Source organism: Flavobacterium macacae (genome assembly GCF_003865365.1).
GTDB classification, from domain to species: domain Bacteria; phylum Bacteroidota; class Bacteroidia; order Flavobacteriales; family Flavobacteriaceae; genus Flavobacterium; species Flavobacterium macacae.
Genome location: NZ_RQVR01000006.1, coordinates 54,551 through 67,397, shown reverse-complemented (window position 1 = coordinate 67,397; position 12,847 = coordinate 54,551). Strand labels below are relative to the sequence as shown.

At 37.1% G+C, this 12,847-nt stretch carries 13 protein-coding genes; 3 read left to right on the top strand and 10 right to left on the bottom strand.

Features of this window, described 5'->3' with window-relative positions; genetic code table 11:
* Window positions 1–22: 22 nt before the first annotated feature.
* Complete coding sequence (locus EG849_RS06755) at window positions 23–250, bottom strand: hypothetical protein (protein ID WP_125012316.1); 228 nt, start codon at window positions 248–250, stop codon at window positions 23–25.
* Between the two features lie 26 nt (window positions 251–276).
* Entirely contained in the window at window positions 277–1,683 is a 1,407-nt protein-coding gene (locus tag EG849_RS06750) for an MATE family efflux transporter (protein ID WP_125012417.1), read from the bottom strand.
* Between the two features lie 225 nt (window positions 1,684–1,908).
* Between EG849_RS06750 and EG849_RS06745 the strand changes: the two genes are divergently transcribed.
* A complete protein-coding gene (locus tag EG849_RS06745; protein ID WP_125012315.1) occupies window positions 1,909–2,466 on the top strand; it encodes a hypothetical protein in 558 nt (185 codons plus the stop codon).
* 46 nt (window positions 2,467–2,512) lie between these two features.
* Here EG849_RS06745 and EG849_RS06740 read toward each other — a convergent pair whose 3' ends face one another.
* On the bottom strand, window positions 2,513–3,394 hold the full coding sequence (locus tag EG849_RS06740; RefSeq protein ID WP_125012314.1) for a PPK2 family polyphosphate kinase: 882 nt from the start codon (window positions 3,392–3,394) through the stop codon (window positions 2,513–2,515).
* A gap of 236 nt (window positions 3,395–3,630) precedes the next feature.
* Between EG849_RS06740 and EG849_RS06735 the strand changes: the two genes are divergently transcribed.
* Window positions 3,631–4,479 carry a DUF6929 family protein gene (locus EG849_RS06735; RefSeq protein WP_125012313.1) on the top strand — a complete coding sequence of 283 codons (849 nt, stop codon included), beginning with the start codon at window positions 3,631–3,633 and terminating at the stop codon, window positions 4,477–4,479.
* 123 nt (window positions 4,480–4,602) lie between these two features.
* On the opposite strand, the gene EG849_RS06730 is transcribed toward EG849_RS06735, so the two are convergent.
* A complete protein-coding gene (locus EG849_RS06730) occupies window positions 4,603–6,237 on the bottom strand; it encodes an ABC-F family ATP-binding cassette domain-containing protein (RefSeq protein WP_125012312.1) in 1,635 nt (544 codons plus the stop codon).
* A gap of 166 nt (window positions 6,238–6,403) precedes the next feature.
* On the opposite strand from EG849_RS06730, the gene EG849_RS06725 reads away from it, so the two are divergent.
* On the top strand, window positions 6,404–7,504 hold the full coding sequence (locus EG849_RS06725) for an AI-2E family transporter (RefSeq protein ID WP_125012416.1): 1,101 nt from the start codon (window positions 6,404–6,406) through the stop codon (window positions 7,502–7,504).
* Here the strand turns inward: EG849_RS06725 and EG849_RS06720 are convergent.
* The 6 genes from EG849_RS06720 to EG849_RS06695 form a co-directional block, all read right to left on the bottom strand.
* On the bottom strand, window positions 7,494–8,024 hold the full coding sequence (locus tag EG849_RS06720) for a GNAT family N-acetyltransferase (RefSeq protein ID WP_125012311.1): 531 nt from the start codon (window positions 8,022–8,024) through the stop codon (window positions 7,494–7,496). The two genes, EG849_RS06725 and EG849_RS06720, sit on opposite strands and share 11 nt — an antisense overlap.
* A 7-nt stretch (window positions 8,025–8,031) precedes the next feature.
* Window positions 8,032–8,250, bottom strand: a complete 219-nt coding sequence (locus EG849_RS06715; protein ID WP_125012310.1) for a putative signal transducing protein — start codon at window positions 8,248–8,250, stop codon at window positions 8,032–8,034.
* Between the two features lie 64 nt (window positions 8,251–8,314).
* A complete protein-coding gene (locus tag EG849_RS06710) occupies window positions 8,315–8,968 on the bottom strand; it encodes a DEAD/DEAH box helicase (RefSeq protein WP_125012309.1) in 654 nt (217 codons plus the stop codon).
* Between the two features lie 79 nt (window positions 8,969–9,047).
* Window positions 9,048–10,211, bottom strand: coding sequence for a sigma-54-dependent transcriptional regulator (locus tag EG849_RS06705; protein ID WP_125012308.1), 1,164 nt, complete (start codon window positions 10,209–10,211; stop codon window positions 9,048–9,050).
* A gap of 265 nt (window positions 10,212–10,476) precedes the next feature.
* The gene (locus tag EG849_RS06700; protein WP_125012307.1) at window positions 10,477–11,772 is read right to left on the bottom strand and encodes an ABC transporter permease; all 1,296 of its coding nucleotides are present in this window, start codon (window positions 11,770–11,772) and stop codon (window positions 10,477–10,479) included.
* 55 nt (window positions 11,773–11,827) lie between these two features.
* The gene (locus tag EG849_RS06695) at window positions 11,828–12,748 is read right to left on the bottom strand and encodes an ABC transporter ATP-binding protein (protein ID WP_125012306.1); all 921 of its coding nucleotides are present in this window, start codon (window positions 12,746–12,748) and stop codon (window positions 11,828–11,830) included.
* Window positions 12,749–12,847 lie beyond the last annotated feature (99 nt).

Sequence of the window (12,847 nt, the reverse complement as noted above, 5' to 3'; positions counted from 1 at the left end):
CAACTGCTTTTCGAATACTTATTTACTCCTCATACCTTCCTATTTCGCGATCATAAAATTCGTTAGCCTCCACAATCAAACCTTCCATAACTTCGTTGAGTTCTGCTTCGTCAAGGTCTTCAGCTTCTTCTAAAAACTCGACTTCGTCGTCTTTTAAATTGATTATGAATCGTGGATAGTCCATGTGGATGATAAAAATATCTTCTGGAAAATCAGTGTTGTCTCCTAATAAAAATTTTGGTAATTCCATTTAAGTTATGAATTATGAGTTATGAATTATGAGTTGCTACTTGCAATCTCTTCTTTATTTTCTGAACTTATGATTAGCTTTTTAGTCAAATAATTAAAGCGAATATACAAAAATATGGCGGCAACGGTCAAACCTGCCAAAAGGCCGATCCAGATTCCGGTGGCTTTCAGTTCGGTGAATTTTCCTAAATAATAGGAAATCGGAAAACCAACAACCCAATAGGCCGCAAAAGTAATGTACATCGGAATTTTTACATCTTGCAAACCACGCAAAGCGCCTAAAACCACAACTTGGATTCCGTCAGAAATTTGGAAAATAGCGGCCACTAAAAGCAGTTTTGCTGCAATTGCAATTACTTCTTCATTGTCTAAGGCCAACAGCGTATTGTCCATATTTAAGAAGAAATGAGGCAAAAATTGATGGAAGGCAATAAAGAAAATCGCAAAAATGGTTTCTAAAATTATCGCCAGTAAGAAAATAGATTTTGCCACGACAACCAATTTCTTAAAATCTGACAATCCTTTTTGGTTGCTGACCCGAATCATCGCAGCAACGCTCAATCCCATGGCAAACATAAATGTCGCCGAAGCCAAACTCAGCGCAATTTGATTTGCCGCCTGGCTCGTTTTTCCTAAAGAACCTGAAAGCCAGATGGCTGCCGTGAACAATGCCACTTCAAAAAACATCTGCATTGCCGAAGGCAGGCCTAAATCTACGATTTTTTTCAGCATTGATTTTTTGATATCGTGGAAACTGAAATTCTGGAAATACGCTTTTAATTTACTGTTTTTTGACAAGATCACGTGCATGAAAATCAGCATCATAAATCTTGAAATCACGGTTCCCAAAGCAGCTCCGATAATTCCCATTTTTGGAAAAATCCAAATTCCGTAAATTAAAAAATAGTTCAAGATTACGTGCACGACGTTGGCCATTATAATGGCATACATCGAATATTTGGTCATCGAAAGTCCGTCGGCAAACTGTTTGTAACCTTGATAGACCACCATCGGAATCAATGAAAACGCCACCCAGTCAATATAAGGTCGTGCCAAAACAATCACTTCCTCAGGCTGTCCCATATAATTCATCAAGGGTTTTGCCAAGACAATTACCCCAAACAGGGAAATTCCTAAAATGGTGCATAAAAATAATCCGTGATGGAAAGCCGAACGAATATCGTCGGTATTTTTTGCGGCGTCAGATTGCGCGACAATTGGCGTTATGGCTGTTGAAAAACCTATTCCCAGCGAAATGGCTATAAAAATAAAACTGTTGCCAAGCGAAACGGCAGCCAATTCTGTAGCGCCAAGCTTCCCTACCATTATATTATCTACGATTCCTATCAAGGTATGCCCAAGCATTCCTAAAATAATTGGATAGGCTAACTTTAAATTATAGCCGAACTCTTTTGTGTATTGCTGTATGTTCACGATTCTGTGGAAAATTTGGGACAAAGATACAATCCGTGTGTACTATTTCCACACTTTTAAAGATAATTACGTATTTTTTGTTAAAAACACAATATTTATTAAAATACTGATTACTAAACACTTCATCCATAATTAATCTTTTAACAATACTTTAAAATTTAACATTTGGAAGGGTGGCGTTATTATTGGTAATTTTAATCTACTAACAATTTAATAACCTCTACTATGAAAAGATTAAAATCAATGGCAGCAATTGCCGTGCTATCCTTAACTGTTTTTACAACAAACGTAAATGCGCAAGAAAAAGAAAGTATCATTGGCGATACAAAAAACTATGACCAAGGTTTCCGATTGGGATTCGGGGTAAACGCGGGATATGTATTTGAAGACGCTTATGACTTTGCTTTGGGTGCCGATGCAAGATTGCAATATGACCTTTCAAAAAGAACATCATTAACCCTTACAACAGGTTTTACCAACCTTTTTGTAGGTGAAGAAGGAATCAAAGATTTAGGTTTCATTCCCGTTAAGGCCGGATTTAAAGCTTTTGTTTGGGAAGATCAATTCTATGTTTTAGGTGAAGTGGGTGCTGGTTTCGCGGTAACTAATGGTTATGACGACACTACCTTAATTTTATCTCCAGGAATTGGTTACGCAAACAAATATTTTGATGCGAGTCTTCGTTACGAATATTATAATGATTTCCCAACGCTTCAAGGTCCAGGAAACAACGAAGGAATCGGACAGCTTTCGCTTCGTTTAGCGTACGGATTTACTTTGTAAAAATAAAAAACACAACAAAAAAGCCTTGGGATTCCAAGGCTTTTTTTTATTTCTCATTTTCTAATTCACTTCTGTAAAAATCTAAATTATTTTCTACCTTATCTTCTAATTCCGGAAATTTAATGTCGGTATATTTCAAAAGCGCATCAGAAATAGTCTGCAAAACAATGTGTCGGGCCAGATCTTTGTCGTCTGCGGGAACCACATACCAAGGCGCGTTATCTGAAGAAGTCGCCTCGATAGCTTCGCCATAATAGTCAAAATACTTTTCCCAAAGTTTTCTTTCTTTCAAATCTCCGGGCGAAAATTTCCAGTTGTGTTTTGGCTTTTCCAACCTTCTCAGCAATCTTTGGCGCTGTTCTTCCTTGCTTAAATTTAAGAAAAACTTTAAAATTATCGTTCCGTTGGAAACAATATGATTTTCAAAATTGACAATTTGCTCATACCGTTTCTTCCAAAAATGCTTAGGGATATCATCTACAGAATCAATTCCCGGAATATTTTCATTCAAAATATATTCAGGATGCACTCGCGTGACCAAAACATTTTCATAATGCGTGCGATTAAAAACCGCAAATTTCCCTTTTTCAGGCAACGCAATATAATGGCGCCACAAATAATCGTGCTCCAGCTCCGTTGAATTTGGCGTTTTAAAACTATGGACCACAACGCCACGCGCATTAAAATCCTTGAAAACCTCGCGAATCAAGCTGTCTTTCCCGCTCGTGTCCATTCCTTGAAGGCAAATCAAAACGCTGTATTTATTATGCGCATACATTTTGTCTTGCAATTCGCTTAGTTCTTTTCTGGTCTTTTTGAATTGCTTTTTCATCTCGTCTTCCGTCGCTTTAAATTCAACTTTGGTAGGCAATTGGCTTAATTTCTTTTTGCCTGTAAATTTAAAATCGTCTGTATTTATCGCATCCATATCTTATTTTCGCTTTAATTTTACATAAATGTATATATTTATATCAAAAAACACGTTCTCTACATTACAATTATTTTAATTAGAAGCCCATCCCGCTTTCCGCTGTAATCTTTTTTAAAAACCACTTTTTTTGCTGAAAGAAAATTCAGCTTCCGCTGGTCGCTGTTTTTATTTTGCAAAAAATAGCGCTTTTTAAAAAAGGATTTCCGCTACAATCGGGGCTATAAACAACACTTATGAAAAAATTCACCTTAGAAATATTATTTCAAATCATCGGAATCGGTTCTGCATCGGGTTTGGTGTACAAAGACAATTCCCTGTTTATCATTTCAGACAATGCTTCGGTTTTATACGAATACAACATCGAAAGCAAAAAATTAGACCAACACAAACTTTTGGAAAACAATCCAGAAATTCCAACAGAAAACATTCCGAAAAAGATAAAACCGGATTTTGAAGCCATCACTTCCTTCGGAGAAGACTGCTATATTTTTGGTTCTGGTTCCACGGAGAACCGCCAAAAAATGGTGTATTTTGATTCCAGCCAAAAGCAAAAAGTATCTGAAACTGACGTTTCTGCCTTGTATCAAGTTATGCAAAGTTTTGGAGAAATTAGTGCGGAAGATTTTAATATCGAAGGCGCCGTTTACACTGGTGAAAACTGGTTTCTGTTCAATCGGGGCAACGGAAAATCTTCAAAAAACGGAATTTTCACGATTGGCGGAAAAAATTTATCCGAAGAATTTTCTGTTTTATATAATTCGTATAAACTTCCGAAAATAAAAAAAGTACAAAGCTCTTTCACCGATGCGGTTCGTGTGGACAACAAAATTTATTTCTTGGCGACAGTTGAAGACACAAAATCAACTTATGAAGACGGAGCCGTTTTAGGAACTTTCATCGGAAGATTAGACATCGAAAAAATGAAAATTGATTTTACCAAAAAAATTTCAGATTCGCATAAATTTGAAGGAATCACGGTTTACAAGGAATCGGCAAAAGAAATCGAATTTTTGCTTTGCGAAGACAAAGACAACGCTGATTTGAAGTCAGATATTTTTAGATTAACCTTAGAAAAAAAATAATTTTCTGTTTTAAAAATTATCGTAATTAAGTGTAATTCTACTTATATAATTAAATTGCCTACATCTTCAATCATTTTTTCCTGATTTGATGTAGGCAATTTATACACTATTTGATTCTAAAAATTACTTTTCAATCTCTCTCAGACTATCCATTTTTTTATGTTCTAAGAAACCTTTGATGTCTTCAAAATGTTCTTTGACGCGCTTGTTACCAAATTCAAAAACCTTCGTAGCCAATCCGTCCAAGAAATCCCTGTCGTGCGAAACTAAAATTAAAGTTCCGTCAAAATCACGAAGCGCATCCTTGATGATGTCTTTGGTTTTCATGTCCAGGTGATTCGAAGGCTCATCCAAAATCAACAAATTCACAGGTTCAAGCAATAATTTGATCATTGCCAAACGCGTCTTTTCTCCTCCAGAAAGCACTTTTACCTTTTTTGTGGTATCATCACCGTGAAACATAAATGCTCCTAGAATATTCTTGATTTGCGTTCTAACTTCTCCAACGGCAATATTGTCAATGGTTTCAAAAATAGTAGCATTTTCATCTAATAAGGAAGCTTGGTTTTGGGCAAAATATCCAATTTGGGCATTGTGGCCTACTTCCACAGACCCGCTGTCGATCCCGATTTCTTTCATAATTGCTTTGATCATCGTAGACTTACCTTCTCCATTTTTCCCTACAAAAGCCACTTTATCGCCACGTTCAATGACAATATTGGCGTCTTTGAAAATCAAGTGGTCGCCATAGGATTTCTGCAAATCTTTCACGATTACAGGATAATTTCCGGAACGTGCAGCCGGCGGAAATTTCAGCTTCAATGCCGAAGTATCCACTTCATCCACCTGAACGATTGTCAGCTTTTCAAGCATTTTTACACGCGATTGGACCGCATCCGTTTTCGAGAAAGTGCCTTTAAATCGGTCAATAAAAGCTTGATTGTCAGCAATCATTTTTTGCTGTTCGTCGTATGCTTTCTGCTGGTGAATTCTTCGGTCTTTTCTTAATTCAAGATAATGAGAATATTTTGCCTTGTAGTCATAAATTCTTCCCATTGTCACCTCAATCGTGCGGTTTGTGATGTTATCGACAAACGCCCTATCGTGCGAAATGACCACAACAGCTTTTGCCGAATTAATCAAGAAATCCTCCAGCCATTGAATCGATTCAATATCCATGTGGTTCGTCGGCTCATCTAAAAGAATCAAATCGGGCTTCTGTAGCAAGATTTTTGCCAGCTCGATTCGCATTCTCCAACCTCCAGAAAACTCTGAAGTCGGGCGCGTAAAATCTTTTCTTTCAAATCCTAAACCAACCAAAATCTTCTCCACTTCCGCTTCGTAATTTACTTCTTCAATGGCATAAAATTTTTCGCTCAAGTCAGAAACCCGCTCGATTAATTTCATGTAGTCATCGGATTCATAATCAGTCCTCACGGTCAACTGCTCATTTAAATGATCAATTTCGGCTTTCATCTTAAAAATTTCTCCAAAGGCTTTTGACGTTTCTTCCATTACCGTTGCGTCATCTTTGGTCAGCAAATGTTGCGGAAGATAAGCGATTACAGCATCTTTTGGCGCCGAGATATTTCCGGTGGAAGGTTTGCTTTGTCCCGCGATGATTTTCAGAAGCGTTGATTTTCCGGCTCCATTTTTACCCATCAAGGCAATTTTGTCATTTTCATTTATCGCAAAAGAAACATCGCTGAAAAGTGTTGTACCGCCAAATTGTACTGAAATATCGTTTACTGTAATCATTTTAGATTATTGATTGTTGGATTATTAGATGATTCGATTGCTCGAATTTTGAAGGTGCAAAGATAGCAGAATTAGAGAATTAGACAATTTCAAAAAGGCATTGCTTTGGCTTTTCTCCTTTAAAAATAAAATTTTTGCCTTATATTTAGAGTGAGATTTCCAAATGATGATAAAAACTACTCCCTTCTATACCCGATTGGCACATGTCCTAATTTCAATAATCTGCCTATTTTATTTGGCAATTATTGGCCAAACATTGATTGCGCCGTTGATTTTCGCCTTTTTGTTTGCATTATTGCTTTTGCCGTTTGCCAACGTTTTAGAACGCAAATTCAAATTCTCCAGATCGCTTTCTTCTGTTGCCGTATTAGCAACTTTAGTTTTAGGGATTTCAGCAATTGTTTACCTGCTGTTGAACCAATTGAGCGATTTGACCAACGACCTCCCTGCCTTCAAGGCACAGCTTTTGCAAACCTCCACGCAAATTCAAGATTGGATTTCAGACACTTTTCACGTTAATAATTCGGAACAAATCAACTACATTAATTCAGCAACAAGCGATGCTGTAAGCCAAGGTACATCATTGTTAGGACAAAATTTACTATCGGTTTCGTCTTTAATGCTCTTTTTGGTTTTTATCTTCTTATATACTTTTTTCATCCTTTTGCACCGAAGGATTCTACTCAATTTCTTGGTTTCTCTTTTTAATGACAAGCATTCAGAAACGGTTTATGAGGTGGTTTCCAACATCCAATATATTGTCAAAAAATACATCGTCGGATTATTTCTCCAGATGCTCATCGTTTCGATTTTGGCTTGTGTTTCTTTTGAAATCATCGGAATAAAATATGCTTTTTTACTCGGTCTAATTACCGGGATTTTCAACATCATTCCTTACATCGGAATTTTAGTGGCTACACTGTTAACGGTTTTGCTGACATTTTCAACAATGGGCTCTACCACCGTTCTATTTGTTCTGGCGACTATTTTTGTCATCCATTTGATTGACAGCAATTATATTATGCCAAAAATCGTCGGTTCAAAAGTGAAGATCAACACTTTAACCGCTTTAATCGGATTGGTGTTGGGTGAATTGATTTGGGGAATCAAAGGAATGTTTTTATCGATTCCGATCATTGCTATCTTCAAGGTTGTTTTTGACCGAGTGGAAGGCTTAAAACCTTGGGGATATGTTTTGGGAGAAGACGAATATGTTGCCACGCCCGAAGTTATAGCTGTTGAAGAAATTGAAACTCCTAAAGAGTAATTTTTGGATTTTTTAGTTCATACCAAACTTCTTCGGTTCCATCCAATTCAAAAGAATTGACGAATTTCATCCCTACTTTTTCTAAAATTTTTCTGGAATTTAAATTATCAGAATCTGCGTAGGCATTGATTACCGGAAGTTTCATTTCAGTAAATCCAAAATCCACAAAGGCTTTTGCCGATTCAAACGCATAGCCTTTTCCCCAATGTTTCTGGATAAATCGGTAGCCCAAATCATAAAAAGTTTTGTGCCCGTTGACATTTTTTTCTAATTTTAATCCAGACCAACCGATGAATTCGCCAGTTTCTTTGAGGATCACAGCCCAACGGCCGATTCCGTTTTCAAGATATTGCTGGCGAATGTGTGCGATTGCTTCACGACTTTCTTCAATAGATTTCACAGGTGTTTTACCCAAATATACATGTACTTCGGGATTTGAATCCAGCTCAAACATTCCGGCATCATCAGTCGGAAGCAGTTCTCTCATCAATAAACGCTCTGTTTCTATTGAAGTTTTCATTACTGATTTATTGTACGCTAATTTTAAAATCAGTAATCACCGGATCTGCTTTGCCGTATTTTGACTCGTCGATAAAAAGTTCCACTGCCAAACTGGAAGCCATGCCCAAAACAATATTTGACTGGTTATTATTTTTCATAATCACTTCAATATTAACTTCTTCTAATTTTGTTTTCAAAGCGGTTGCCAAAACTTCACTTCCCGAAAACACTTTCATTAATCCCATTGTAATTTTATTTTTAGTTTATTTTTAAGCTCAATTATTTTATTACCTAAATTGATTATAACAATTAATCTTGCTCCTTTTCTTCTTCTTCCTCCTCAAAATCTTGATCATCCATTTCAAAGAAAACAGGCTCAATCATAATTCTATCTGCAAAACTGTCAATTCTTTCAGTCACGTTTTCAGTGAATAAAATGCGTTGCGTCTTCCCCATCGCTTCTGACATTCTCGCCAATTTGGTATCAAAACGAAGGCGCAAAAGTTCATCCGCATCTTCAATAATGTACATTTTCAGCTGATTCACGTCGAAACCTGCCGAAGCAAACATTTCACTGATTCGGTTTGGGGTTCCTATGAGGACATCAATTCCTAAAGAAATATGGTTTTTATCAAAGTCAATATCGCCTTTATCATGAACGCCATAAACTCTCAAATCAGTATAATTTCCGAATTTTTCAAAGAGAATTTTCATTTCAATCAGCTTCTCTTTGTTTGGAACAATAATCAAAGCTCTCGGCGATTCCTCAAATTCTTTCTCTAATCTTTGGATCACATTGATGACCAAAGTCGTCGTTTTACCTGATTTTGCAGGAGCAATAATTACGCAATCTTGGCCACTTTTAATGGTTGAAAACGTGTCTTGTTGCATTTCATTTGCTTCGGTCAAGCCATTTTCAACTAAAGCTCTTTGAAGGTTTTCGTTTATTTTTCTTAGTTTCATATTTTTAGTTAATTAGGCAATAGCCATTAGCCAACAGTTCTCTCACTTTTGCCTTTTGGCTACTTTCTATTGGCTCTATTTATTTACTAGCAAAAAGCTTCACATCCGTTTCAGATATCTCGCTTCCGCCAAGAATTATCAGTCTTTCGATTACGTTTCTCAATTCACGGATATTTCCGGTCCAATCATATTCTTTTAGCAAATCGATGGCATCGTCAGAAAATTTCTTTTGCGTATTTCCTTGTTCTGTTGCAATTTTATCTGTGAAATGATTGATCAACAACGGAATATCATCTCGTCTGTCATTCAACGCTGGAACTTTTATCAAAATTACCGCCAATCTGTGGTACAAATCTTCTCTGAAACGTCCCTCCTCGATTTCTTTTTTTAAATCTTTGTTGGTTGCCGCAACAACGCGAACATTGACTTTTATGTCTTTGTCCGCACCAACTCTGGTAATCATACTTTCTTGCAAAGCTCTTAAAACTTTAGCTTGAGCCGATAAACTCATATCGCCAATTTCGTCTAAGAAAATCGTTCCCCCGTCAGCCGCTTCAAATTTTCCAGCTCTGTCTTTCACTGCCGAAGTAAAGGCTCCTTTCACGTGGCCAAACAATTCGCTTTCAATCAGTTCTGACGGTATTGCTGCGCAATTCACTTCAATTAAAGGTGCGTTTGAACGATCGCTTTTTTCGTGCAATTGGTGTGCCACCAATTCTTTTCCGGTTCCGTTTGGACCCGTGATCAACACTCGTGCATCCGTCTGCGCCACTTTTTCAATGATTTCCTTGATGTGGTTTATCGCATCGCTTTGACCAATCATTTCATAGTTTTTGCTGACTTTTTTCTTTAAAATTTTATTCTCAACGACCAATTGCTTTTTGTCCAAGGCATTTCTGACCGTATTTAAAAGCCGGTTCAAATCAGGCGGTTTCGAGATGTAATCAAAGGCACCCAGGCGCATCGTGTAGATGGCCGTTTCTATATCTCCGTGGCCTGAAATCATCACCATGGGGATTTCTGGCTTTATCTTTTTAACGGCTTCGAGCACTTCTACGCCGTCCATTTTAGGCATTTTTATGTCGCAAAGCACCAAGTCGTAATCATCGTTTTTGATTTTATCAAAACCTTGCTGACCGTCTTCTGCTTCTTCTACTTTATATGTATCGTTTTCTTCAGAAAGGATTTTTGTCAAAACTCTCCTGATGGCTGCTTCATCTTCTATGATTAATATTTTGGGCATTCTCTTTTGGGTTTAAGGTTTTGGGTTTAAACTTCTCAAAGTTACTTAAAATCGATAGAAATTTGATTAACTTTTTTCTAAGCCTGAACGATTTTAGACAACGTTTATTGACAACTATTGGTCCAAAAGTTTACAAAAAAGCGGAAAGTTTCTCAACTAGCCCCGATTGGCAGCAGTAGCTTTTTCTTCCGTTTTCGGAGAAAAACTACTGCAAAAAGCGGGAAATACGATTGCTGAAAAATCCCTAACGATTCGCTTCTGAAAATTAATATTTAAGCCATTTGTATAATTCTTTCCATGTTGGTTTTTTGCCGTACATTAAGATCCCGATTCGATAAATTTTTGAAGCAAACCAAACTACTAAAAAGAAGGTTCCGAACAAAATTACCAATGAAATCAATATCTGCCACCACGGCACACCAAATGGAATTCGCATCAGCATCACAATTGGCGATGTCAACGGAATCATTGAAAATGTGGTGGCAACGGTACCGTGTGGGTCGTTTAAAACGCTGAAAAAACCAACATAAACTGCTAACATTAAGGGCAAAATAATTGGCAATAAAAATTGTTGCGAATCGGTTTCATTATCCACTGCCGCACCGATTGCCGCGTAAATTGAACTGTACAAAAAGTAACCGCCGATGAAATAAACGAGGAACGAAATGACCAGTGTCAGCAACGGTAATTTGAAGAATTCGTTAGCATAAAGCTGTAAATTTCCAAGCGAGCCTTCGGCTGCTGTAGTTGCCATTCCCGCTGCTGGTGGCGTTATGTTGATTCCTAAAAACATAGACGCAACGGTTAATAGAATTCCTCCTACAATGGCCCAAATCACAAATTGTAAAACTCCAGCAAGGGAAGTTCCGATGATTTTTCCCATCATTAATTGGAACGGCTTTACGGAAGAAATGATAATTTCAATGATTCTGTTTGTCTTTTCCTCGATAACGCTTCGCATGACCATATTGCCATAAATGATGATAAACATCATAATTAAATATCCAAAACCTGCGCCAATAAAGACTTTGATATAATTTAAACCTTTTACATTTTCTTCTCCAGACGCTTTTGAAAGCGACACTTTGACGATGGCTTGCGCATTTTTAATGGCCAAGGTATCGAGGTTTGCAATTTCAAGATTTGATTTCGTGAGGCGTTTTGCTATTGTAGATTCCAAATCGCTAACAAAATCGGGATCAGGACTTTCATTTGAAATGTATTTTATTTCACTGGCCAGTTTTTTGTTGTCCAACTCTTTTGGGATCACCAACAACGCTTCAAACTTTTCTGCATTGATGCTGTCTTTTAAGGACGCCAAACTTTCTGTAGTTCTATCAAGGTAACTGTATTCTTCAGAATTCTTGAAATCCTTTACAAAAAGTCCGGATGCATCGTGGATAACGATTTCTTTGGCGTCTGATTTCATCGTACTCAAATATCCGACGAAGGCCGCCAAAGCAACCATCAATAACGGACTCAAAAAAGTCATGACAATGAATGATTTATTGCGGACTTTGGCAATGAATTCTCTTTTTATGATTAATGCTAATATGCTCATTTCTTTGAATTTTTTAGACTGTTAGATTTTTAGATTTTTCGAATTAGATTGAAATCTATTTTGAAACAGTTTGGATAAAAATATCATTCACGCTTGGAATTTTTTCTACGAAATGGGTCACCTGTCCGTTTTGTGCCAATAAATTTAAAAGTTCGTTTGGACTTGAATTCCCGATTTGGATTTCCAACTTTAAATCATCATTTAAAGACTTGAAATTAGCTTGGCCTACCGTGAATTTTTGCGTCAATTGATACATCAGTCCTTCCACGTTTGAAGTCATAATTCCGATTTCGAAGGTATTGGAACGGTATTGTTTTTTAACATCAATTAATTTCCCTTCGATCAATTTGTTTGATTTGTGGATCAAGGCGATATCGTCGCAAAGTTCTTCCACGCTTTCCATTCGGTGCGTCGAGAAAATAATTGTGGCACCTTGTTTTTTTAATTCCAAAATTTCGTCTTTGATTAAATTGGCATTTACCGGATCGAATCCGCTGAAAGGCTCGTCAAAAATCAGCAGTTTTGGCTTGTGCAAAATAGTGACCACAAACTGGATCTTCTGCGCCATACCTTTGGAAAGTTCTTGGATTTTCTTGTTCCACCACCCTTGGATTTCCAAGCGGTCAAACCAATAATCCAACTGCTTTTTGGCTTCGGCTTTTGAAAGTCCTTTTAATTGCGCCAAATAAAGCGCCTGCTCACCGACTTTCATCGATTTGTACAAGCCTCTTTCTTCAGGCATATAGCCGATATCTTTTACGTGGTCTAAGTTTAATTTTTGTCCGTCAAGCAAGACTTCGCCTTTGTCTGGCATCGTGATTTGATTGATGATTCTGATCAATGAGGTTTTCCCCGCACCATTTGGACCTAAAAGGCCGTAAATGCTTCCTTTTGGAACCTGCAGTGAAACATTGTTTAAAGCAGTATAATCGCCATATTGTTTGACTACATTTTTAACTTCAAGTATGTTATCCATTATGCTTTTTGATTTATTTCATCAATTTGGCTATTGTAGCCTCGAGTTGGTAAAAGTAAGTAAATTGGAAATGAAATTTAACTTCATTTCAAAAAAAAA

What these genes read in the sequence shown, in the direction of transcription:
- EG849_RS06755 (WP_125012316.1), bottom strand. Translation starts at nt 250, where the DNA reads ATGGAATTACCAAAATTTTTATTAGGAGACAACACTGATTTTCCAGAA.
- EG849_RS06745 (WP_125012315.1), top strand. Translation starts at nt 1,909, where the DNA reads ATGAAAAGATTAAAATCAATGGCAGCAATTGCCGTGCTATCCTTAACT.
- EG849_RS06740 (WP_125012314.1), bottom strand. Translation starts at nt 3,394, where the DNA reads ATGGATGCGATAAATACAGACGATTTTAAATTTACAGGCAAAAAGAAA.
- EG849_RS06735 (WP_125012313.1), top strand. Translation starts at nt 3,631, where the DNA reads ATGAAAAAATTCACCTTAGAAATATTATTTCAAATCATCGGAATCGGT.
- EG849_RS06730 (WP_125012312.1), bottom strand. Translation starts at nt 6,237, where the DNA reads ATGATTACAGTAAACGATATTTCAGTACAATTTGGCGGTACAACACTT.
- EG849_RS06725 (WP_125012416.1), top strand. Translation starts at nt 6,404, where the DNA reads ATGATAAAAACTACTCCCTTCTATACCCGATTGGCACATGTCCTAATT.
- EG849_RS06720 (WP_125012311.1), bottom strand. Translation starts at nt 8,024, where the DNA reads ATGAAAACTTCAATAGAAACAGAGCGTTTATTGATGAGAGAACTGCTT.
- EG849_RS06715 (WP_125012310.1), bottom strand. Translation starts at nt 8,250, where the DNA reads ATGGGATTAATGAAAGTGTTTTCGGGAAGTGAAGTTTTGGCAACCGCT.
- EG849_RS06710 (WP_125012309.1), bottom strand. Translation starts at nt 8,968, where the DNA reads ATGAAACTAAGAAAAATAAACGAAAACCTTCAAAGAGCTTTAGTTGAA.
- EG849_RS06705 (WP_125012308.1), bottom strand. Translation starts at nt 10,211, where the DNA reads ATGCCCAAAATATTAATCATAGAAGATGAAGCAGCCATCAGGAGAGTT.
- EG849_RS06700 (WP_125012307.1), bottom strand. Translation starts at nt 11,772, where the DNA reads ATGAGCATATTAGCATTAATCATAAAAAGAGAATTCATTGCCAAAGTC.
- EG849_RS06695 (WP_125012306.1), bottom strand. Translation starts at nt 12,748, where the DNA reads ATGGATAACATACTTGAAGTTAAAAATGTAGTCAAACAATATGGCGAT.